The following is a 20,858-nucleotide window of genomic DNA, read 5'->3' as shown; positions in this document are numbered from 1 at the left end:
GCCTTAATGAAACAAAGTGAACAGGCCTTTGCCGCCCACTTTGTAGTTGAGATCGCGGGCCCGTTCGCCTTTGATCTCAGCGTTCGGCCCGCCGACGATGGCATAGGGCGGGACCGGTTTGGAGACCACGGCCGCGCCGCCGACCACCGCACCTTCGCCGATTTCGGCTCCAAAAGAGAGCAGGGCGCGGCTGCATATCCAGGCGTAGTCATGGATATACACCGGCCCACCGACGGCCCAGAATTCCGGTGCCTGCAGGTCGTGACCGCCTGCGATGATCAAAACGTGGGAAGCGACGGTCACGTGGTTGCCAATGATCAGTCCGCCGCGGGCATCCAGTTGGCAGTGCCAGCCGATGGTGGTGTCGTCCCCGATACGCAGGCTGTCGACGCCGAGGATTTCGGTGTTGCGCCACACGCTGGAGCCTTTGCCGATTTTCGCCCCGCCGATGCGCAGCCACGTCAGGCGCACAGTGTGGCTGGGGATCTTGCAGATCAGAATGTTGTACGCCTGTTCCCAGGTGCGCAGCATGCGGTCGCGCAGCGTGGGCCAGTTGATCCCGTAGAGGGGGATCAGCGCACCTTTCATTTCGCTGGACAGCAAGCGGTAGAAGCGCCGCGCCAGCGGATGTTCGATACGCGGCTCGATGTTCAGGTAGCTGATGAACGACAGCGTACGGCCCTTGATGGGCGTTTCGAACAGCACTTCGTTATCGAGCATCCACTGATAAGCGCTTTGCAGTTCTTCAAGTTCCACGCCCATCTTGCGTGCGTATTCAGGCAAGGCCAGGCGCAGGTCGTGGGAGTGCATCAGACGGTGTTTCATGATTTCGATTCCTGCTCCGGTAACGCTTGTCGAACGAGGGCCGCCTGGGTTTTCAAGCGTTTTGCCTCGTGCAGATTAATCCCCAGCATCAGCCAGAACACGGCGATCAGCACGCTGGTAAAACTGAAATAGTGGTCGAACAGGCCGCTGGCCAAGGCGGCCAGCAAGCCGGTGGTGGTGCCGAGCCAGATGGCGTTGTCGTGGGTCAGGGTAATAAAGCCGTCTTCGGGACGGGTTTCACGCCACCAACTGACAGTGACGGCAATGAACAGCAGCATCCCGGGGATGCCGAGCTTGTAAATGAAGTTCAGCCACAGGTTGGAAATACCGAACAGCGTCGCACCGGGCACCGGCGGATCAATCTTGAAACCAATGCCCAGGGGGAATTTGGCCATGGCGTCCGGGAAATGGCTGTATTCCAGAAAGCGAATCGCTGTACTGGTGTCGTCGTTGGTGAACAAGCCCACTATCCGTTCTTGCAGCGGCGGGTAAAACATCAGCAGCAGTGCACCGGCAATACCGCCGCCCATGAGCACCCGGCCCATTAAAGGTACGCGCTTGCGGGCCATCCACATCATTACCAGCATCAGGCTGACCAGCGCGCCGCGCGAACCGGTCAACAGCAGACCGATACCGCCCAGTATGGCGACCGCAAAGCCCAGTGATCTCGGCCAGCCGACTCGCGTCATGCCCATGCAGAATGCCAGGGGTACGATCATGGCCATGGCGCCACCCGCTACGTTGGGGTGCATCCAGGGTGTACCCATACGGCTGGCCAACGACAGAAGGCTTTCATCCAGTACGTCGGTGCCGCCGTAACCGAACATGCCGAGAATCGGGATAATGTCCGCAGCCGTGCGGTTTTTCAGAAACACCGGAATCGACAACAGCAGCAATAGCAGGGTGCCGAGCAACAGTGCGCAGATCATCTGCTCCCGGTACTTCTGCTGATCCAGCAAACGCGGTACCAGAAACAATGCCGACAGGTTGAACAACCAGCGCACCCAGTTGATAGGGCCGTTACCCAGCGCAGTGATGGTCAGTTGCCCGACGATGAACGGTAAAGCGCTGTAAAGCATCAGCGCGATCAGCAAGCGTTCTGTTCGCATCAGCGCTGGCAATGGCGGCGGGCTGGTGAACATCCGGTGCGCCAGATACGCCGCCCAGACCAGCATCAGCAGTGCCTCGGACACCGTGGTACGAATCCCGACATTGACTGTCGAGTACGGCAGGAATGTGGCCAGCACGCCAAACAACAGCAAGCCGCGCAACGGTCGCCGAATCACCGTGGCAATGGCCACCACTCCGATCATCGCTGCCAGCACCTTGAACGCTGGCAGCAACCAGAACATCGCACCGAACAACAGGCCGAAGAGCAAGCCAACGGGCATTGCCAGTGGCATCAGCGCAACTCCTCGATCAGCTCGTCAAAGCGCTGGTTGAAGGCTTTGGGACCATACCCGGCGGCCCAGGCTTTCAACGTTTCAGGGTCTTCTTTTTCCGCACTGGCCAGTTCGCCCATGAGCTGGATCAGCGCGCCGGTGTCGTTCGGCGAAAAACGGGGGCTGCCGGGCGGGGTGATTTCATCCAGGGACGAGCCACTGGCCACGGCGACTGGCGTGCCCACGCCCAGTGCTTCAACCACTGGCAGGCCGAAACCTTCTGCGTAGGACGGCTGCCACATGCGGTCGGCGCGGGCGTAAACGGCGTGTAGTTCCGAATCACTGATCTCGCTCAGGAAGTGCAGGCCGGGCAGGGCTTGCTGGGCCGGCGGCAGGTGTTCCGGCGCGCCGATCAGGATCAGGTCCGGTACATTTTCAAATTGCGTTCGGGCGCGTTGCCAGGCGTCAATGAACCACGCCATGTTTTTGCGCGGCTCACGGGTACCGACGCACAACCAGTAACGCTCGGGCAGTGTCCAGCCCAGCAGTTCGGAAGGCTCATCACTCCAGCCGCTGACCAGCGCGGGCAGTACCCGCAGTTTGTCGCGGGTTTCGGGAAACAGGCGCATGCATTCATCGGCGGTGAACTGCGACGGGGTCCAGATTCGATCAGCGACCCGCAGCGAGTGAGCAATGGACAGCCGATCAGTGACGCCGTAAATACGTGCCTTCAGCTGTGAGCCGTGACTGTTTTTAAGGGTCAGCTGGAACAGGTCCTGCAACTGCAGTACATAACGCATGCCCTCCGGCTTGCGACCCAGCGGCAAGCCCATGTTCATGTTGCAGATGTACACCTGTACTTCTGCATCGCGCAGGGCCCTGGGCAGAAACAAACCTTCGAAGCGCAGCCGCTCGGGCAGACGGTGGATGCCATTGAGAGGCGTGGCCCAGCGCGGGCAGTGCGCCACGCGGCGGATTGGATGGTCGAAAGGCGCCACGCTGAACAGTTGCACCTGGGTGTTGGGGTTGGCTCGCGCGGCTTCTTCGAGGGCGATGTTTTGCCGGCCGATGCCGCTGTTCGGGTAGCCGGTGGCCGGACGGTAATCAAGTCCTACACGCATGGGCGCGGCTCCTGTTTGGCTTTTACGGGTGATAGTCGAGTGTAAATCCGCTCCAGTTGAGCAGCAGATACCGACCAGTCATGGTGGGTTTGCACGTACTTGCGTCCGGCTTCTCCGATCTGTGCCAGACGCGCGGGTTGCTCAATGGCTTCGGTGATGATCCGCGCCAGTTCCTGCGGGTCTTCGCTGCCCAGATAATGCTCGCCGTTGACCACGGCGAGTCCCGAACTGCCTTGCTCGGTGGTAACCACCGGCAATCCGGCCGCCATGGCTTCCAGTACTTTGAGCTTGGAGCCGCCGCCTTGACGCAGCGGGGCGAAAAATATCGCTGTGTTGTTCTGCAAGGCACGCAGGTCCGGGACGAACCCCTGAAACTCGATGCGCGGATCAGGCCAGCGTTCGCGCCACGAGTCGGGCAGGGCAAAACCGCAGATCACAAAGCGTAGCGTGGGCGCGTGTTGCCAGACTTTCGGCATGATCTCGGTCAGTGCCCATTCGATGGCATCCACATTGGGTCCGTACTCGTAGTTGCCAATGAACAACAGCCGATTACTGTAGGGATCAGGCTTGACCTGGGCGTAGTAGCCGCAATCGACGCTGTTGACGACCACAGCTGTCGCCTTGCCACTGAGCCGGGAAATTTCCTTGGCATCGTCTTCGGTTACCGCGATCAACTGATCGGCCTGACGAAAGACCCGGCTTTCCCAGTGGCGATAGCGCCAGCGATCAAAGCTGGCGAACAGGCCAGCCCAGCGCGGCAGTCGGTCGTAGCTGGTGGCGCCCATGGCCGACTCGACATTGTGTTCAGTCATCACAAACGGTTTGCCGGATTGTTGCAGCGGCTTTTCAAACGGCTCGAAACCATACGTGTGCTGAAGCTGGATCACGTCCCAGGGTTCCTCAAGCAGGCCTTCGAACACCTCGCTCAGGCGCGGTGCGTAGCCGTTGATACAGGCCAGCATCGGCGCCGGGGCCACGGCGATGGCCATCAGCGTCTTGGCGCTTTTGAGCGGGCGGCGTGGCAAGACGATCAGCCGTTCCAGCCACGGCTCGAGGGCGTCTCGGGTGCTTTGGTCGACATCGGTCTTGGACTGCACCAGCAAGGTGATCTGATGACCACGGGCGGCAAGGTTGCGCAGCAGGTGATATTCCCGGGTTTTGCCGCCGCTGGTGGTCGGCCATGGCAGATAGGGTAGTGTCCAGAGAATTCGCATCGCTCAGGGTTTCCATTCCAGAATTTGCAGGGTCGGCTTGAGGGCCACGCTGATGCCTTGGGCCTGAGTAGTGTTGGCACTGCCCAGTTCGGTGCGGGCGCCGCTCAATGGATCGTGAAGTACCGCTGATTTGATCGCTGGAAAACTCAGGGTAGCCCCCTTGGCACTCCAGAACATCAGCAGCCGTTTGCCGTCACTGCGGGTCCAGGGCACGGCATACAGATCGTCGGGGACCGCGCTCACGCCCGGCGGATCGGCTGGCTCCAGTCGCGGACCGGTAATCGTCAGAAAATTCTTCAGCGCGGTGTAGACCGGCTTCGGGTTGCCCTGCAGGTCAAGCAGACCGTAGGCCTGATCCCGGGCGCTGGCGCGTTCGTCCAGGTCGCTGAGGTTGAACAGGAAGATACGTTGATAGTCCAGCGCACTCATCAGGGCCAGGCGCCGCAACGTGTAGTCGGCTTGGCCTTGCAGGCCGATAATGGCCTGCATTTCCACCGGACCGTTGTAGCTCGACCAGCCCCATTCGGTCGCCCAGACCTGTTGCACGCCATTGCCGTGCAGCAGGTTGTTCATGGCGTTCGCTTTGACCAGAAAATCCCGGTCGGGCGGTGAGTCACCTTCAGGGTATTCGGAGTACGGGTGGTAGGCGGCAACGATGTTTCGGCTGCCCAGACCACGGTCCAGCAACGTCTGCAGCATGTAACCCGGCGTGCTGTGCATCTGGCTGTAATAAGCCATGCCAGCGGTGACAATGGTCTTGTCCGGCTCGGCGGCACGGATGGCGTTGGCGGTGGTGGTCAACAGGGTGTCATAAGCCACCGGGTCCTCTTTTGGGAGCCAGATAATGTTGGGCTCGTTCCAGACTTGCCAGTTGTTGACCTGCGGATAGCGTTTGGTCAACGCCGCCATGCGCGCGGCAAATAGATTGAAGTCCCGGGGCGGGTACTGATCGCGACTGGCGACGCCTTCCGGAGCGCTGCTGGCATAAGGCGAAGACCCCACCAGATAGGCGAGGATGTTGTAGTGGTGGGTATTCATCGTCGCCATCGCGCCGTCCAGGTCACCCAGGTCGAACTGGTTCTGCTCGGGTTCGATGATCGGCCAGTGGATGGTCAGACGTACCCAGTTAAGGCCCAGCGCGTCCAGTTGGTCCATCTGCTGTTGGTACATGGCAGGTGAAAAATACTGGAACTGCGCATTCACTCCCAGGAAGTCCTGCCAGACCACTGCGCGAGGTGCTCGCAGAACGGTTGCCGCCTCTGCATCAGGTATCAGATCAGACACCAGTGCTGAACAGGCCAGAATACTTGCCAACCACAAACCCGCTGCTGATTTCATCTCAATCGGCCTCGCATGCCTGTTGGAACAACAAACGGAAGCGTTCGGCGGTCTGGCTCCAGACGCGCCGCTGCCCCAGAACACTGGCCTGTGCGGCCCATTGCGCAGCCCTCTCCGGGACCGCGCAGACTTCGTTCAACGCGGTACTCAACGCGGCGACATTGCCTTGAGGGAAAATCATGCCGTTGCCATGGGAAACCTCTTCGGCAAAGGAACGGGCATCCGAAGTGATCACCCCGCGTCCGCAAGCCACCGCCCATGAGAGCGCGCCGCTGGTGCCGCGCAGTTTCCCGAGCAGCTTCAATTTGCTCGACTCGCGATAGGGTAGAACCATCACGTGGTGGGCCTGAATGACGTCGGCGATGGCATCGGCAGGCAGGTCCAGATCCCAGTCGATCAGGTCGGTCAGCTCCAGTTGGTTGATACGCAGGCGTAACTGATCCAGATAACTGCCGGAAGGACCGAAGGCCATTTCAGGCTCGCTGCCGCCTGCCAGTGTCAAGCGCACCCGTGTGCGCAGCTGCGGCTGACGGCTGAGCATTTTGGCCAGGGCATCGAGTAAGTCCTCGATACCTTTGCCGCGATAAATAAAACCGAAATACAGCAAGCGCATGGGTTGCAAGGGCGGCAGCGGGGCCGGAGGGATCGGCAGGTTGCCGTGGGCAATGACTGCCATTTGTTCTTCGCGCAACCCCATCCGCTGGCGCAGTGCAACGCTGCCCGCCTGCGTCAGGGTTACCAGGCGGGTCATGCTGCGTGCCAGTTGCCGCTCTTCGTACAGACAAAGAGGGTCGGCAATGACTGTGGCAATTTCCGGGAAGGGCGAGGGCAGCGAACTGGCCGCAGATAACGGCCATGGCAGCCTGGCCCGACGCCATACCAGACGCTCCGGATCATGCACCGTGGCGGTGAGTGGCAGTTGCGGGAAGCGCTGACGCAAGGTGCGCAGGGCATGAAATTCAGCCAGCCGTCCGCCACCGATTTCAGCATGCACCAGATCAATCCCCTGCCAGTCGGTCTCGGCCACCCGCTGCACTGCGCGGACCTGATCGTTACCGATGCCCGCAAGCGGCGTGCTGACACGCACGCCGAGGCTCTCAAGCGCGTTCTTGAGATGCCCGGCGTAATCGGCAATGCCGTTCTGCTCGGGCGGCAGTGGCGCGAGTAGGGCAATGTGCATAAATCAGCCTCGCGTCTGGAAGCGCTTGAGATAATCCATCACGCGTTTTGGCACTTTGTAACGGCGTCGGTTGATGATGATGCCGTCGACTTTTTTGAACGCGGTATGCAGGGTCGCCAGCACGTTTTCCAGCATCGGTACGGTGGTTTCCTCGGCTTTGACGATCAGCAGAATCAGGTCGGCATCGCGCAACAGGGCAAAGGCATTCTGGTTGGTGAAGATACTGGAGGCATCGATCAGCAATATCTCTCCCGGTACAGCCGGTCCGGGGCCTTCGGTGCGTACGGTGTAGCCGTGCTCATGAAGCAGGCTGGCCAGTTGACTGATGACGAAGCTGACGCCTTCGCCTTCATGAGACGAGGTAAAGCCCAGCGCCAGGCCTTTTTCCGTGACCTGTCGTAACGGCAAGGTGCCGTATAGCCTGTGCAGACTGGCCGTGAATGCGGTGTTGTGCGTGTCCTGAACGCTGCTCAATTCCTGAAGGCTGGTCCAGACCGGTACCCCAAAACGGGTTTCGATCTTGTCGCCGTCGTGGATTCGCTGATCCAGCAGGTAGAAGAAGTACAGGGCAACAAGGCCGACGCCAACACTCAGCGGGAACGCCAGAAGCAGCATCAACAGGCTTTTCGGGAAGACCCGGCTGGGGTTGTAAGTCGCCTGCTCGATGATCGCGATGTTGCTGATCTGGCTGCGGTCCAGTTCGCGGTCGATGCGTGCTTTCTCAAGGCTGCTGCTGTAGAGCGCAAAGCTCTTTTCGCTGGCGTCCAGCTCGCCCTGCAAGCGAGACATTTCAGGTTCCAGATTCAACGCCAGTTGGCGGCTTTTTTCCCACTGCGCCAATTGCAGGTTTTGTTGCGTCAATTGCGTTTGCAGTCGCGCATAGCTGGCCTGCTGGTCAGCCAGAACGTTTTGCATCCGGTTATAGATCGGGTTGGGTGTAATGCTTTCCGAGCGCTGAATGGTCGCATCCTGCTCACTCAGAAGCTGTTTCAGATTGGTGATTTCCTGGTTCAGCGCACGAACCGGCGGAGCCGTTTCTTTGAAAGAACGCAGCAGTTCCTGACGCTCGACTTCCTTGCCATTGATGCGGTTTTGCAGGTCCTGACGGTTAGGGTTGAGGCTCAGTTCACGACCGGCGCTGACCGTCTTCGACTGTTGCTTTAATTGCTCCTGCAGCTTATCGAGCCCGGCCTTGGTCGAGGCAATGGAACGCAAGGTGTTATTGCGCTCGGTCGTCAGGTCGTTAAGACCCTGAGACGTATCCGCCAGACGCTGGGCGATGCTGACCGCGCCGAGTTGATTGAGGTACGTCTGAATCTGTTTCTTGTAGCTGAGAATCCGCGCCTGAGTGTCTTTGACTTCGGTTTCATAGAATTGATAAAGGCTGACGCGACCCAGTACCCGGGTACGTTGTTGTTCGTATTCGGAAATCCAGGTTTCCAATACTTCCTTTGCAACCTGCGGGTCATTCCACGAGAACGTCAGTTCCATCACCGCTGAACCCGGGTCGTGGCTGACTTTGAAGTTCTTGGACAGGTCTTCAGCAAGACGCTCTTCCGGAGAGCGCTTCTCCACCAGTCCAATCAATTGCAGTGCGCCGCGGAATACGCCGATGACCGAACTCACCGTGTCCTTGAGCAGGTTCTTCACCGAAGCCAGAAAACCTTGTTCCTGTTCGGCATTGGAGATCTCGGCCAGGTATTTCTCCGCGACCGTACGCATGATCGGGCGCCCGGTCAGCATGCGTTCTTCGTCGAGGATCGGGTCACGCTGGGCGCTGGGAATTACGATTGCCTGCCGATCAGCGAACTCGATCGGCACGGTGCTGCTGTCGCGGCCCGGCTTGACCAGCAACAGGGCGGTTGATTCGTAGCGGTTGGGCAGCAGGAACGCGCCGAGCACGATGATGATGAACGTCACCATGACCGTGAGTCGTACTTCCTGTTTGAAAATGAAGAACAGGCGCAACAAGTCGCGCAATGAACGAATATTGATCATGTCGTTTCCCTGACTTAGTTTTCGCTGCGCAAGTTGTAATTCACGCCGAACCCCAGCGACTTGGCGAAGGGTATCAACTGGTTGAAGTACAGATTTACGCCGTCGGCTTTGTCACCTGCTGATGACTTGGGCACGAACACCACATCGCCGCGCTGGAGCAATACCGGGCCACGCGGCCCCGAACTGTCTGCCCAGAGCAGCTTGCTGTAGTCGAAAAAGTAAGTTTTGTAGAAACCGTTGTCTTCCTGGCGGAGCAGGGCGACCATCGTCGCGTCTCCGTCGTTGGCCACGCCGCCTGCGCCGACAATCGCCTGCACCAGCGTGGTTGCGACCGTGGCGGACAGAGCCGTCGAGTTGCGTACTGCGCCGCCAACGAACACGGTGTTGCCCGGCGATTGCGAGATGTTGATGGTCATCGCGGTTTCACGGTACACGTCCTGCAATTTGCTCTGCAGGTGTTCAGTAAGCTCCGGCAAGGTCATGCCTGCGGCCTGTACGGAGCCGATATACGGATAGCTGAAGGTGCCATCGTTGAGCACCTGGAACAGCGTCAGCTCGTAGATGGAGTTAGCCGTAAAAGCGGAAATGGACGGCGCTTCGCCGGTGTTTCGCACGATGCGCAGCGTATCGCCCGGTCGCACCCGTTGCGGTGGCAACGGCTTACCGGCAAGCGCACGGCCCGCCGCCTTGCCCGCTTCAATCTGTGCGGTATCATCGGGTAAACCGACGCGTGCCGGGGTGCTGCAAGCGCTGACCACCAACAGGCTCAGCACCAGCAGCGTGCTTGCGACCACCCCCAAACTCCTGTCTTGCATGAACTACTACTCCCGTATCGGGTAAAACCATCATGTAGGCGGGCTACCGCTGTCATCCGTGTTATGTGCTGCGTTTTGTACAAGCAGGTTGATCGTGGGCCTTGCGTTACAGGTGAGGTCAGGAGGCCGGAATCGGCGCCGCGACCCGGCCGTAGACATCGGTGAAACGTACGATGTCGTCTTCACCCAGATACTCGCCGCTCTGCACCTCGATCATGACCAGGTCGATCACGCCCGGATTGACCAGACGGTGGGTATGGCCAGGCTTGATGAACGTCGATTCGTTGGTGTCGAGCATGAACTCACGCTCACCATTGGTTACCCGCGCCATGCCGCTGACCACAATCCAGTGTTCACTGCGGTGATGGTGCATTTGCAGGGACAGCGAAGCTTGCGGGCGAACCACGATGCGTTTGATCTTGAAGCGCTTGCCTTCTTCGAGCACGGTGTAGGTGCCCCAGGGGCGCGTGACTGTACGGTGCAGGCGATAGGCATCGTGACCCTGGCGTTTGAGTTCCTGGGCGATGTACTTCACGTCCTGGCTACGGGTGCCATCGGCGATCAACAGTGCGTCCGGTGTGTCGATGATGATCAGGTCGTTCAGACCGACACCACCCACCATGCGTTTGGAGTCGATGTAGCAGTTGCTCACGTCATGCAGCACCGTCGGACCGTTGCACTGGTTGCCATGCTCGTCAGCAGGTACGAGTTCACGAACTGCCTGCCATGAACCGATGTCGTTCCAGCCCAGCTCGCAGGGGACGACGGCGACTTTGCTGGAGCGTTCCATCAACGCGTAGTCGACAGAAATGTCTGGTGCATTGGCGAACGATTCACTGTCCAGTTCGATCTGCAGTTCGTTATTGCCTTCCTTGCTGACGCTCAGCTCCAGGCAGGTTTTGACGGCCGCCAGAACCTCCGGCGCGTGTTCGGCAAACTGATTGAGCAAGCTGTCGGCGCGCATGCAGAACATGCCGGCGTTCCACAGGTGCAGGCCGCCATCCAGATACGCCTGCGCTGTCGCGGCATTCGGCTTTTCGACAAAGCGTGCGACCTGATAGCCATCGCTGTTCAGCGACTGGCCTTTTTCAATGTAGCCAAAACCCGTTTCTGCTTTGCTTGGCAGAATGCCGAAGGTGACCAGCCAGCCGTCGTCGGCCAAAACCCGTGCGGCCTGGACTGCCTTGGAAAAGGCCGCCACATCGGCAATCAGGTGATCGGCCGGCAGCACCAGCAACTGCGCATCCTCGCCATACAGATGTGAGACGTGTAGCGCTGCGGCTGCCAGGGCAGGGGCGGTATTACGACCGAAAGGCTCAAGGATGAAATCCAGCTTGACCCTGGTTTTGTTGAGTTGGCGATAATCGTCGACCGTGCGGAAATAAACCTCCCGATTGGTCACCGTCAACAGGCGTCCAACGTCGGGCAAGCCAACAGCCCGGTTGAAGGTTTTCTGCAGGAGGCTTTCGCCATCGCGAAGACGCATGAAAGGCTTGGGCATGGCTTCGCGGGAGACTGGCCACAGTCGGGTGCCGGCGCCGCCGGCGATGATGCAGGGGATGAGGATGCTCATCAATAAGCCTCTCGAGTGAAGAGCACTGCCGGAACAGTGCGCAGAAGGATGTAAATGTCGAACCAGACGGACCAGTTTTCGATGTACTCCAGATCGAACTCCACACGTTTTTCGATCTTTTCCACGGTGTCTGTCTCACCACGATAGCCATTGATTTGCGCCAGACCGGTGATTCCCGGCTTGACCCGATGGCGTGACGTGTACTCCTTCACCGCTTGCTCGAAGAGGATCCCGGCCGCTTTGGTGGCCGTTGCATGGGGGCGCGGCCCTACCATGGACATGCTGCCTGCAATCACGTTGAACAGCTGGGGCAGTTCGTCCAGGCTGGTTTTGCGGATGAAACGTCCGACCCGGGTAACCCTGGAGTCACCTCGGGTGGTTTGCTGCTCTGCGGTCGCGTCGCTCTGGTGATGGTGCATCGAGCGAAACTTGCAGACTTTGATCATGCGGTTGTTATAGCCATAACGGTTTTGCCAGAAAAAGACCGGTCCACGGGAGTCCAGCTTTATGGCAATGGCAATGGCCAGCATCACCGGGGACAGCAGCAGCAAGGCCAGGCTTGACAGCAGCATGTCTTCAACCCGCTTGAAAAAAGGCGACCAACCGGAAAGCGGAACGTCGGACGCATTGAACATAGGCAGGTTGGCGACTTCGGTGATTCGGTTGTGCGCGTGGCGAAAGGCAACCATGTCGGGCACGAGCAGTACATTGACTGGCAGGCGACGTAATTCGCGAATGATGTAATCCATGCGGTTTTCCGCCGACCAGGGCAACGCCACCAACACTTGAGTGACTTTTTCTTCGCGAATCAGACGTTCCAGGTCATTGCTGTTACCCAACAGCGGCAGGCCTGCCATGGTTTTCGGCAAGCGCCCGATCCGGTCGTCGATGAAACCACTGACACCCGAACGGATGTCCTGATTGTCCAGCAGGTATTCAGCCAGCCGCTGGCCGTTTTCAGTCGCCCCCAGAATAATTGCGTTCTGCAGGAAAAAGCCTTTTTGCATGAAATGCTTGAACAGCACCAGCATGAACAGCCGCTCAATGCAGAACAGCGCCAGACTGGTGATGTACCAGATCACCAGATGCTCGTTGGAGATGTAATCGAAAAACGCCAGAGTCTGGTGCATGAACAGCAGCAGGCAGAACGCAGCAGACCAGGCGACGATGATCAGTCGAAAGCGCAGTGCGTTACTGAACATGGCTTCGGAGTAAACGCCCAGAGCCTGAAAGATGAGCACGCACAGCAGCCCGAAAAATACCTGCACGGCAAAATAACTTTGTGGCACCCCGGAAAAGCTGTCCGTGGAGAAGATCAGAATCAGCAGGCCTGGCAGGATGCAGGTGATCCCGTGGGTCAGGCGAATGCCGAACAGGAAATAAACAATCAAACTGGTTCTGGTTTGCAGGAGGCTGTTAACAGGCTGCAGACGCATAACGCTTCCTCACTTCTTCGGTCCGTGACAACTCAACTGCGATCCCAAAGGAGACGCGTTCAAGTAGAAGTCAATAAAATGTCCTTTCCTGACTTGCTTGGTGAATATAGCCATTAATTTGGCTTCTGCACGTCAGGTGATGCTAATTGTTAACAGCTATCCAGCGCGAAAATAGGCTTAATACTTTAGTGATGTAGGCGTTATCCGCGATTTTCGTAGGCATTCCCTCAAATGAGGGCATGAGGCCAGTAAAGCTCAAGACACAACTAAAGTCATCGCACGCGCTTGATTTCTCTTTCGAAATTCTCCGCTCAGGAGCCTTTCCTGGGGTGTCCTTTTGCCAGACTGCAGCTCCCCCAGGTAATGTTTTCGGGGGGATCGCAGGCGGACTTGAGCGTGCTAAAAATTTATCGGCCGCGAACGGGTTTTTTTCAATCCTTTGAGGTCAACATCTCCAGCGCATCAACTCTGGGGAGCACGCGGCAATGACACGACGGGCAATTTTGATTTTGCATGGCAAACAGGCACTCAACGAAGACGTGCGTGAGGCGGTGACTCGCAAGCGTCAAGAGGGTTGGGAGCTTGATGTTCGTCTGACGTGGGAGGGCGGTGATGCCCAACGGTTGGTCAGTGAAGCGCTGGCGGCCGGGCATTCGCAAATCATCGCGGGTGGTGGCGACGGCACATTGCGTGACATCGCCGAAGCGCTTGCCAACGCAGAAACTGACGCTGAGCTGACGATCATGCCTCTGGGCACCGCCAATGATTTCGCCCGCGCTGCCGGTGTTCCGCTTGAGCCGGATGCGGCACTGGACCTGCTGGATGTACCCGCCCGGTGCGTGGACCTGGGCGAGGTCAATGGCAAGGTATTCATGAACATGGCAACAGGCGGCTTTGGTAGCCAGGTCACCGCCAATACCTCCGAGGATCTGAAAAAAGTACTGGGCGGCGCAGCCTATCTGTTTACCGGGCTGTCGCGTTTCAGCGAGTTGAGTGCGGCCTACGGCGAGTTGAGCGGCCCGGATTTCCACTGGAGCGGCGAGCTGCTTGCGCTGGGTATCGGTAACGGGCGCCAGGCAGGTGGCGGGCATGTGTTATGCCCGTCGGCACTGGTCGATGATGGTTTGCTGGATATCAGTATTTTGCCAGCGCCACAGGAAGTGGTCGGGACCCTCCGAGGCTTGCTGGAGGGCGGACTGGGAATAGACAACATGTTTATCCGTGCCCGGCTACCCTGGGTCGAACTCAAGTCTGCGCAAGGGCTGGACATCAACCTTGATGGCGAGCCTCTGTCTGGAGAGAATCTGCGTTTCTCGGCGCGCAATGCGGCATTGAAGGTGCATCTGCCAGCAGGCTCGGAGCTGTTCGGGCATTCCCCGCAGATCAATCATCCAGGCTGATAATGCCTTCACGTACGCAAAACAGCACCAGCCCGGCCACGTCATGTATCTGCAGGCGTTTCATGACCTGAGCCCGGTGGGTTTCCACCGTTTTGATGCTCAGGCCAAGGCCACTGGCGATTTCCCGCGTGGATTTACCCCGTACGATCAATCGCAGGATTTCCATTTGTCGGGCCGTCAGGTTGTGCGTGTGCGCAGTGTCAGGTTTGTCGGTCTGAGTGCGGATCAAGGCCTGATTGATGACGGTATGGGCGATCGCCGGGCTCAAGTAGCGTTCGCCGCTGCTCAAGGCTTGCAGGGCTTGTTCCAGTTCAGTGGCCGCAGCGTCTTTGAGCAAGTACCCGTGAGCGCCGGCTTCGAGCGCGCGCATGACCCGCGTCGGGTCGCTGTGCATGGAAAGTATCAGTACTTTGCTGTCGGGCAAAACGTCATTCAGCGCCTTCAGCGCATCCAGGCCATCCATATCCTTCATGGAGATATCCAGGAGGATGATGTCGGGATTCAGTTCGGTGGCCAGGGCGCTCAATTGAGCACCATCACAGGCTTCGCCAATCACTGAATAGCCGGGAATGTCAGCCACCAGAGCGCGAACGCCCGCCCTTATCAGGGAGTGATCGTCAATCAACAGCAATGTGCAGGTCATTTCACCTTCTTGTCTATGTTTGCTCGTTCATGGGTGCGCGGGGTCCAGGGCAACAGCACGTCAATACGCGTACCTTCGCCAGGCTCGCTGTGTATCGCCCATGTACCATTCAACAGCCGAACCCGTTCAGCCATGCCTGACATGCCACGCTGTCCTTCGAGGGCCGGGTCTGCGGCCGGGGAAAATCCAAGTCCGTCATCGCTGATATGCAGTTCCAGGCCCTTTGGCAGACGCTGTAAACGCACCAGCAGATTGTTCGCCTGAGCGTGGCGCAGCATGTTTGTCACCGCTTCCTGGATAATCCGAAAAGCAGTCACCGACATTTCTTCCGGGATACCGGCCAACGGTTGCTTGCACTCAAGACTCCAGTGCACCTGACTGTCAGCGAGGGTGCGCAGCAGATGACCGCGAAGGCTTGCTTCGAGCCCAAGGCTGGTGAGTTGTCGAGGGTGCAGGATGGCCGAAACATCGCGGACTTTGGCCAGGGTTTCGTCAAGTGTGTCGTTCAGCAGCGAGCTGTGTTCAAGCAACTCGGAAGGCAGACGGCGGCGTAACCATTCGGACTGGAGCTTGGCTGCGGTCAGCATCTGGCCAATATCGTCATGCAGTTCACGGCTCAGGCGATGCCGCTCGGTCTCCTGAACCTGAAGCATGTGTTCAGCCAGCTCTTGTGGCTGAAAGCGAATCGATTGGCCGTAACGAAGTTGCGCCTGCCAGACGCTGGCAAAGGTCGCGAGATTGAGCAACAACAGGGCGACGGGGAAATCGTCGGAAGTCAGATACAGCGCAATATTGCCGATGGCTGCTCCAATGCATAGAACGGCATTTAGCCAGAGAGCATTCCTGGTACTGAGGGGCCGAAATCTGAAAACATTGGTACGGACATGCATAGCGATGGAGCCATCGTGTGGTCACTGCGAACAACCTGCCGTGCAGCATGCAGGTCAATATCCGGCAAGTCATTGAAAGGACCGCCTTGATCTCTAATTCAAGTCTCTTCCGGGAGATTTAACCGTACGTCCTGCACGGTGCTCAGCATTTCAATATTGCTGGCGGTCGTGATCTTACCTCAATGTTCAAAGATTGAACGAGTCGCCCTGACGTTGCGCCGGACGGCTGACCCGTGCGGATGGGTTGCGACTGCGCGCAGGCGGCAGGCCCGGGACACAGCAAGCGCGGGGAGCGTGTTGTTTATAGTGGAGTGGTAGCGGGTTTTTTGGGATCAGTGTGCTGTTTTTCAGTACTGTTTTCAGAGAGCCGGACGCTGTCAGATTATTCAGCGGTCGCAGTGCCTGTGTTGTGTATCAGGCTGGACTCTTGACGAAGATTGCTCCTGACCTGGCTCACAGCTTTCCAGTGCACAGCTCTCCACCCCACAGAGGTAGGCCAGCTTATCCAGCAGTTCCTTTTGCTCAGTGTCGTCCAGCGAAAGCTGGCCGGTGCGTGGGTCGATCAGCTCGAGTTGCCAGGCCATCAGGGTCAGGCAGTGCTCCAGTGTTTGAAGGGCATCGTCCGTCAGGCGCAGCTCGGGGTAGGCAACGCTCAGCATGTGGCGCAATTGCCGGGCGAAATCGGCAGTGCCGGGGATCAGTGCGTCGTCAGCGGTTTGCGCCAGTCTGGACAGGGTGCCTAGCAGGCATTCAACGGCGTCCTGATCGTTGCTGATCATCTCCAGGTGCGCGAGGCATTCCTGGCAGGTGCTCAGCAAAAGCTGCGACTGATCGAAAAAATCGGGATGAATCTGTTGCCACTCTTTGCCGTTCAGCATGGGGAATCTCCATGGACCATGGATCGCTCCAGTGTAGTACCCGGTGCGCATTGCGGAACGTTAATGTGGATACGAAAGGGAAGTCTGTAGGGCGCTTCCGATACTTGTAAAAATGAACGGTAATCTGCTGATGTTTCAAGTACAGGGTCGCGGTCTGGCCGGGGTCCGAACAGGGTAAGTCTGGCGTGCACGACAACGCTTACGCCACCTGCGGCGAAAAGGGACGGCAGGACTGTTCGGGATGGCGACAACGCAAACACGACTCTGACTCCATTCAAATATGAGAATGGTGTCACAATAATGGCTATTGATTGGCGCGAATATCAGGTTGGCCCTGATGGCTGCTAAGGACAACCCTTAGCGTATAGAACGCACGGCGCGTGAGACGGCGCTAGCGGGGGGCTGTTGTTGGTCGGAATGAGTAAAGCTCATTCGCCCATGAGTAAAGCATGATGTTAAAGTGATATCAATGTTGTATTTAACATTTCATCGTCGTTAAGGTCCCGCTGTTTTCAGCCGATAACAACTTCGCAGACTCACTGTGACCCACGCTTCAGGAGCAATAAATGGCTGGCATTCTCGACTCAGTAGATCAACGCACACAACTGGTGGGCGAGAACCGCCTTGAAATCCTCATGTTTCGCCTGGCGGGCCGACAGTTGTTTGCAATCAACGTGTTCAAGGTTCAGGAAGTTCTGCAACTGCCTAAACTGACGTTGATGCCGCAACGCCACTCGTTTGTCTGCGGTGTGGTCAACCTGCGCGGTCAGACCCTGCCGGTGATCGATCTGTCCCAGGCGATCGGGATGAAGCCACTGGTTCCGGGGCCAGGCAGCACCATTATCGTGACTGAGTACAATCGTTCGGTTCAGGCGTTTTTGGTTGGCGGTGTCGATCGCATCGTCAACATGAACTGGGATGCGATCATGCCGCCGCCTGCCAGCGCGGGCCGTCAGCATTACCTGACCGCGATCAGCAAGGTCGACGATCAGTTGGTTGAAGTGATTGACGTTGAAAAAGTGCTCGCTGAAATCGTGCCTTACAACGCCAAGGTGTCCAGCGAAAAGCTCGAGGATCCTGTCCTCGCCGGTGCAGTGGGCCGTGAAATTCTCTTGGTGGATGACTCCAAGGTTGCCCTGAGCCAGCTGCGCGATACGCTGTCCCAGCTCGGTTTGAAATTGCACGTGGCCAGCGATGGCCTCAAGGCGCTGAACATGCTCAAGGCCTGGGCTGACAGCGGTGAGGTCATGACCGAGAAGTTGTTGATGGTGTTTACCGACGCCGAAATGCCGGAAATGGATGGCTATCGCCTGACCACTGAAATTCGTAACGACCCACGCCTGCGCGAGCTGTACGTGGTGCTGCACACGTCGCTCTCGGGGAGCTTCAACGAGTCCATGGTCAAAAAAGTCGGCTGCGACAACTTCCTTTCCAAGTTCCAGCCCGACAAGCTGGTGGATGTGGTTCGTGAGCGTCTGATTATGGTTCAGGGCTGACCAGACCGCCGAACGTGCCAGGCGCAGGCTTGATCTGCGCGCTGGTGCGTTTGTCCTGCCTCGCAACGATCAAGTTCGTATAAGCTTGTCGCCTTCACGATTCCGGCGGTCACAACTCCAGTGATCTCGGTCGAACAAGGAACAGGCCATGTTGCACCTCAGCGCGCTTTATCGTTTCCCGCTCAAATCCTGCAAGGCCGAAGTCTTGCAAGAGGCGTCGTTTGACGAATTGGGCATGACCGGTGATCGACGCTGGATGCTGGTGGATGAAGCCAGCGGCCGCTTTCTGACCCAGCGCGCCTTGCCGCACATGTCTCAATTGTCGGTGCTGTGGAACGCCCAGGGTGGCGTGACACTGGAGGCGCCAGGCTTTGCGGCGCAGGATATTCCTCTTCCTGAAAATCTCGAACAGACCCTGCGCGGCGTTACCGTGTGGCGCGATACATTGCGCGTGCCGGATGCTGGCGACGAGGCGGCTCGTTGGGTCAGCGAATTCATTGGCAAGCCAACGCGTATGGTGCATGTGCCAGCAGATCGTGCGCGCAGCATGCCGAGTGGCTATGGCCGCAACGAAGACCGGGTCGGTTTTGCCGATGGCTTCCCGTTGTTACTGATTGGTCAGGCGTCCCTGGACGATCTGTCGGCGAAGATTGGACGCCCTCAGGAAATGCTGCGTTTCCGGCCGAATCTGGTCGTGGAGGGAGCAGAAGCTTTCGCCGAGGACGGCTGGAAGCGCATTCGTATCGGTGATATCGAATTCCGTCTGCTCAAGGGCTGCTCGCGCTGCATCCTGACGACCATCGACCCAGCCACCGGTGAGCGCAACGCTGATCGCGAGCCTCTGACCACACTAAAGACCTACCGCGAGCGCGAGGGTGACGTCTGGTTCGGGCAGAACATGGTCAATGATGGTCCGGGCATTCTCGAAGTCGGTATGCCGGTGACGGTGCTGGAGTAGGGCGACTCCGTCGCGTTATCGTCCGTTTTTTCATGGTTTTTTCGGAGCCCTGCATGACAACTACCGTTCTGGTGCTGGTCGAAAGCGTCAACGAATATCTACCGATTCTTGAAAACAGTGGCTATCGACTGATCCTCGCGCCGACGCCTGCCAGCCGTGCAGACGCCATCGCGACCCGCAGCGAGGAAATCACCGCGGTGCTGACCCGTGGGCCGCTGGGGTTGTATGCAGATGAAATTGCCGCCTTGCCGCATTTGCAGATTATCTGCGTGCTCGGCGCGGGTTACGAGCATGTTGACCTTGCTGCGGCACAAGCGCGGGGCATCACCGTCACCAACGGTGCAGGAGTTAACGCACCGACGGTGGCGGATCACGCCATGTCATTGCTCCTGTCCATCGTGCGGGACATTCCTCAGGCTGACGCTTCAGTGCGTCGTGGTGAATGGCGCAAGGTGACGCGCCCCTCATTCGAGGGCAAGCGTCTTGGGATTCTGGGCCTCGGTGCCGTCGGCCTGGCTATCGCCCGGCGTGCCACTGGTTTTGGCATCATTATCAGCTATCACAATCGCAAGCCGCGTACCGACGTTGATTTCGACTACTGCGCAACGCCGCTCGAACTCGCCAGTGCTTGCGACTTTCTGATTGTCGCTACGCCAGGCGGTGGTGGTACGCGGCACTTGATCGACAGCAAGGCGCTGGACGCGCTGGGGCCGCAAGGCTTCGTGGTCAACATCGCGCGTGCCAGTGTGATTGATACCGCTGCTCTGGTTGACGCGTTGCAGCAGCAGCGAATTGCCGGTGCGGCGCTGGATGTCTTCGACGACGAGCCGTTGGTGCCCGACGCGCTGAAAGCGCTCGACAATGTCGTGCTGACGCCACATGTGGGTGGTCTGTCGCCGGAGGCATCCGAGGCGACGGTGCAAATGGTCGCGGATAATTTACTGGCGTTCTTTGCGGGTAAGCCCGTGTTGACGCCGGTGCTCGGTTGACCTGAAAGCGCCGTTGGCGCTTTTTTAATCATTAGCCGCCAGGCGCGAATCACTTTTTTAAATCCCCTCAGCGGGCTATCGTCCTGTTCAATGTCCAGTGGATCTACCGAGGATAGTCAGGATGCTGAGCCGTTTGTTGGGGCGAGTATTGCGCGGGCGTGGCGCTTCCGAGAACAAGCTGATCTGGAATCACAAGGCAGTGGCGTTTTCGCCGGTGGTCATTGACGTGCGCAGTCCGGCATTTGTCTCGATGGCACAGATCCCGCTGTCCCACGTCGGTTCGGCCAAGGGCGGTAACCTGTCTCCGCCACTGGAGTGGCAGGGAGTGCCACCCGGCACCCGGGAGTTGGTGCTCGTCATCGAAGATGCTGATGCGCCGTTGCCTTTTGCGTTCGTGCATGCAATTGCCGTGGGGATCTCGCCGGACCTTACAGGTTTGCCGGTCGGGGCCTTGAGCAGTGCTTCACGCGGCCTGCTCACGTTGGGGCTTACTACGTTCGGCAGTGCGACGTATATCGGACCGCAACCCTTGACCGGCCATGGCCCGCATCGCTATAGCTTCCAGTTGCTGGCGCTGGATCGACAACTGCAACTGGACAGCCCGCCCAATCGCAGCCAGTTGCTAAAGGCCATCGACGGCGCAGTGATCGGCCGCGGTCGACTCGACGGGATTCATGAGCGTGCCTGATACCGTGTGCCTGGGGAGCGTCTGTTGCCGGGAG

The 20,858-nt window shown here is 58.5% G+C and carries 18 protein-coding genes; 5 read left to right on the top strand and 13 right to left on the bottom strand.

The annotated features are described in order from the left end of the window. Window positions 1-3 precede the first annotated feature (3 nt). The 10 genes from AUC61_RS10025 to AUC61_RS09980 form a co-directional block, all read right to left on the bottom strand. A complete protein-coding gene (locus AUC61_RS10025) occupies window positions 4-825 on the bottom strand; it encodes an acyltransferase (protein ID WP_243245764.1) in 822 nt (273 codons plus the stop codon). Beyond that, complete coding sequence (locus AUC61_RS10020; protein ID WP_243245763.1) at window positions 822-2,228, bottom strand: O-antigen ligase family protein; 1,407 nt, start codon at window positions 2,226-2,228, stop codon at window positions 822-824. Before AUC61_RS10020 ends, AUC61_RS10025 begins: the two co-directional genes overlap by 4 nt. Then, the gene (locus tag AUC61_RS10015) at window positions 2,228-3,328 is read right to left on the bottom strand and encodes a glycosyltransferase family 4 protein (RefSeq protein WP_243245762.1); all 1,101 of its coding nucleotides are present in this window, start codon (window positions 3,326-3,328) and stop codon (window positions 2,228-2,230) included. Before AUC61_RS10015 ends, AUC61_RS10020 begins: the two co-directional genes overlap by 1 nt. After that, the gene (locus AUC61_RS10010) at window positions 3,319-4,542 is read right to left on the bottom strand and encodes a glycosyltransferase family 4 protein (protein ID WP_243245761.1); all 1,224 of its coding nucleotides are present in this window, start codon (window positions 4,540-4,542) and stop codon (window positions 3,319-3,321) included. The genes AUC61_RS10015 and AUC61_RS10010 overlap by 10 nt, the downstream gene beginning before the upstream one ends. 3 nt (window positions 4,543-4,545) lie before the next feature. After that, window positions 4,546-5,880 (bottom strand): cellulase family glycosylhydrolase, encoded by a 1,335-nt coding sequence (locus tag AUC61_RS10005; protein WP_243245760.1) that lies wholly within the window; start codon window positions 5,878-5,880, stop codon window positions 4,546-4,548. A gap of 1 nt (window position 5,881) precedes the next feature. Further along, entirely contained in the window at window positions 5,882-7,060 is a 1,179-nt protein-coding gene (locus AUC61_RS10000) for a glycosyltransferase (protein ID WP_243245759.1), read from the bottom strand. Between the two features lie 3 nt (window positions 7,061-7,063). Next, window positions 7,064-9,058 (bottom strand): exopolysaccharide transport family protein, encoded by a 1,995-nt coding sequence (locus tag AUC61_RS09995; protein ID WP_243245758.1) that lies wholly within the window; start codon window positions 9,056-9,058, stop codon window positions 7,064-7,066. Between the two features lie 14 nt (window positions 9,059-9,072). After that, a complete protein-coding gene (locus AUC61_RS09990; protein ID WP_243245757.1) occupies window positions 9,073-9,873 on the bottom strand; it encodes a polysaccharide biosynthesis/export family protein in 801 nt (266 codons plus the stop codon). 118 nt (window positions 9,874-9,991) lie between these two features. Next, window positions 9,992-11,446, bottom strand: coding sequence for a mannose-1-phosphate guanylyltransferase/mannose-6-phosphate isomerase (locus AUC61_RS09985; RefSeq protein ID WP_243245756.1), 1,455 nt, complete (start codon window positions 11,444-11,446; stop codon window positions 9,992-9,994). After that, window positions 11,446-12,882 (bottom strand): undecaprenyl-phosphate glucose phosphotransferase, encoded by a 1,437-nt coding sequence (locus AUC61_RS09980; protein ID WP_243245755.1) that lies wholly within the window; start codon window positions 12,880-12,882, stop codon window positions 11,446-11,448. Before AUC61_RS09980 ends, AUC61_RS09985 begins: the two co-directional genes overlap by 1 nt. Window positions 12,883-13,367: 485 nt before the next feature. Between AUC61_RS09980 and yegS the strand changes: the two genes are divergently transcribed. Beyond that, the gene (yegS, locus tag AUC61_RS09975) at window positions 13,368-14,282 is read left to right on the top strand and encodes a lipid kinase YegS (protein WP_243245754.1); all 915 of its coding nucleotides are present in this window, start codon (window positions 13,368-13,370) and stop codon (window positions 14,280-14,282) included. Here the strand turns inward: yegS and AUC61_RS09970 are convergent. The 3 genes from AUC61_RS09970 to AUC61_RS09960 form a co-directional block, all read right to left on the bottom strand. Next, a complete protein-coding gene (locus AUC61_RS09970) occupies window positions 14,266-14,925 on the bottom strand; it encodes a response regulator (protein WP_243245753.1) in 660 nt (219 codons plus the stop codon). The two genes, yegS and AUC61_RS09970, sit on opposite strands and share 17 nt — an antisense overlap. Beyond that, window positions 14,922-15,815 carry a sensor histidine kinase gene (locus AUC61_RS09965; RefSeq protein ID WP_243245752.1) on the bottom strand — a complete coding sequence of 298 codons (894 nt, stop codon included), beginning with the start codon at window positions 15,813-15,815 and terminating at the stop codon, window positions 14,922-14,924. The genes AUC61_RS09970 and AUC61_RS09965 overlap by 4 nt, the downstream gene beginning before the upstream one ends. Window positions 15,816-16,201: 386 nt before the next feature. Further along, window positions 16,202-16,693 carry a hypothetical protein gene (locus AUC61_RS09960; protein ID WP_243245751.1) on the bottom strand — a complete coding sequence of 164 codons (492 nt, stop codon included), beginning with the start codon at window positions 16,691-16,693 and terminating at the stop codon, window positions 16,202-16,204. Window positions 16,694-17,259: 566 nt separating this feature from the next. Between AUC61_RS09960 and AUC61_RS09955 the strand changes: the two genes are divergently transcribed. The 4 genes from AUC61_RS09955 to AUC61_RS09940 all read left to right on the top strand — a co-directional run bounded on the left by AUC61_RS09955 (window position 17,260) and on the right by AUC61_RS09940 (window position 20,824). Next, the gene (locus tag AUC61_RS09955; protein WP_243245750.1) at window positions 17,260-18,189 is read left to right on the top strand and encodes a chemotaxis protein CheV; all 930 of its coding nucleotides are present in this window, start codon (window positions 17,260-17,262) and stop codon (window positions 18,187-18,189) included. 148 nt (window positions 18,190-18,337) lie between these two features. After that, window positions 18,338-19,147 carry an MOSC domain-containing protein gene (locus tag AUC61_RS09950; RefSeq protein ID WP_243245749.1) on the top strand — a complete coding sequence of 270 codons (810 nt, stop codon included), beginning with the start codon at window positions 18,338-18,340 and terminating at the stop codon, window positions 19,145-19,147. A 53-nt stretch (window positions 19,148-19,200) separates the two neighbouring features. Next, on the top strand, window positions 19,201-20,136 hold the full coding sequence (locus tag AUC61_RS09945; RefSeq protein WP_243245748.1) for a 2-hydroxyacid dehydrogenase: 936 nt from the start codon (window positions 19,201-19,203) through the stop codon (window positions 20,134-20,136). A gap of 121 nt (window positions 20,137-20,257) precedes the next feature. Beyond that, on the top strand, window positions 20,258-20,824 hold the full coding sequence (locus AUC61_RS09940; RefSeq protein WP_243245747.1) for a YbhB/YbcL family Raf kinase inhibitor-like protein: 567 nt from the start codon (window positions 20,258-20,260) through the stop codon (window positions 20,822-20,824). Window positions 20,825-20,858 lie beyond the last annotated feature (34 nt).

This window comes from Pseudomonas maioricensis (assembly GCF_022790535.1).
Taxonomy (GTDB): domain Bacteria; phylum Pseudomonadota; class Gammaproteobacteria; order Pseudomonadales; family Pseudomonadaceae; genus Aquipseudomonas; species Aquipseudomonas maioricensis.
Note: the sequence above shows the minus strand (reverse complement) of the source record. Positions and strands in the feature narration are given on the sequence as shown.

Coding starts and splice junctions, on each gene's coding strand:
- AUC61_RS10025 (WP_243245764.1), bottom strand. CDS start 825: ATGAAACACCGTCTGATGCACTCCCACGACCTGCGCCTGGCCTTGCCT.
- AUC61_RS10020 (WP_243245763.1), bottom strand. CDS start 2,228: ATGCCACTGGCAATGCCCGTTGGCTTGCTCTTCGGCCTGTTGTTCGGT.
- AUC61_RS10015 (WP_243245762.1), bottom strand. CDS start 3,328: ATGCGTGTAGGACTTGATTACCGTCCGGCCACCGGCTACCCGAACAGC.
- AUC61_RS10010 (WP_243245761.1), bottom strand. CDS start 4,542: ATGCGAATTCTCTGGACACTACCCTATCTGCCATGGCCGACCACCAGC.
- AUC61_RS10005 (WP_243245760.1), bottom strand. CDS start 5,880: ATGAAATCAGCAGCGGGTTTGTGGTTGGCAAGTATTCTGGCCTGTTCA.
- AUC61_RS10000 (WP_243245759.1), bottom strand. CDS start 7,060: ATGCACATTGCCCTACTCGCGCCACTGCCGCCCGAGCAGAACGGCATT.
- AUC61_RS09995 (WP_243245758.1), bottom strand. CDS start 9,058: ATGATCAATATTCGTTCATTGCGCGACTTGTTGCGCCTGTTCTTCATT.
- AUC61_RS09990 (WP_243245757.1), bottom strand. CDS start 9,873: ATGCAAGACAGGAGTTTGGGGGTGGTCGCAAGCACGCTGCTGGTGCTG.
- AUC61_RS09985 (WP_243245756.1), bottom strand. CDS start 11,446: ATGAGCATCCTCATCCCCTGCATCATCGCCGGCGGCGCCGGCACCCGA.
- AUC61_RS09980 (WP_243245755.1), bottom strand. CDS start 12,882: ATGCGTCTGCAGCCTGTTAACAGCCTCCTGCAAACCAGAACCAGTTTG.
- yegS (WP_243245754.1), top strand. CDS start 13,368: ATGACACGACGGGCAATTTTGATTTTGCATGGCAAACAGGCACTCAAC.
- AUC61_RS09970 (WP_243245753.1), bottom strand. CDS start 14,925: ATGACCTGCACATTGCTGTTGATTGACGATCACTCCCTGATAAGGGCG.
- AUC61_RS09965 (WP_243245752.1), bottom strand. CDS start 15,815: ATGCATGTCCGTACCAATGTTTTCAGATTTCGGCCCCTCAGTACCAGG.
- AUC61_RS09960 (WP_243245751.1), bottom strand. CDS start 16,693: ATGCTGAACGGCAAAGAGTGGCAACAGATTCATCCCGATTTTTTCGAT.
- AUC61_RS09955 (WP_243245750.1), top strand. CDS start 17,260: ATGGCTGGCATTCTCGACTCAGTAGATCAACGCACACAACTGGTGGGC.
- AUC61_RS09950 (WP_243245749.1), top strand. CDS start 18,338: ATGTTGCACCTCAGCGCGCTTTATCGTTTCCCGCTCAAATCCTGCAAG.
- AUC61_RS09945 (WP_243245748.1), top strand. CDS start 19,201: ATGACAACTACCGTTCTGGTGCTGGTCGAAAGCGTCAACGAATATCTA.
- AUC61_RS09940 (WP_243245747.1), top strand. CDS start 20,258: ATGCTGAGCCGTTTGTTGGGGCGAGTATTGCGCGGGCGTGGCGCTTCC.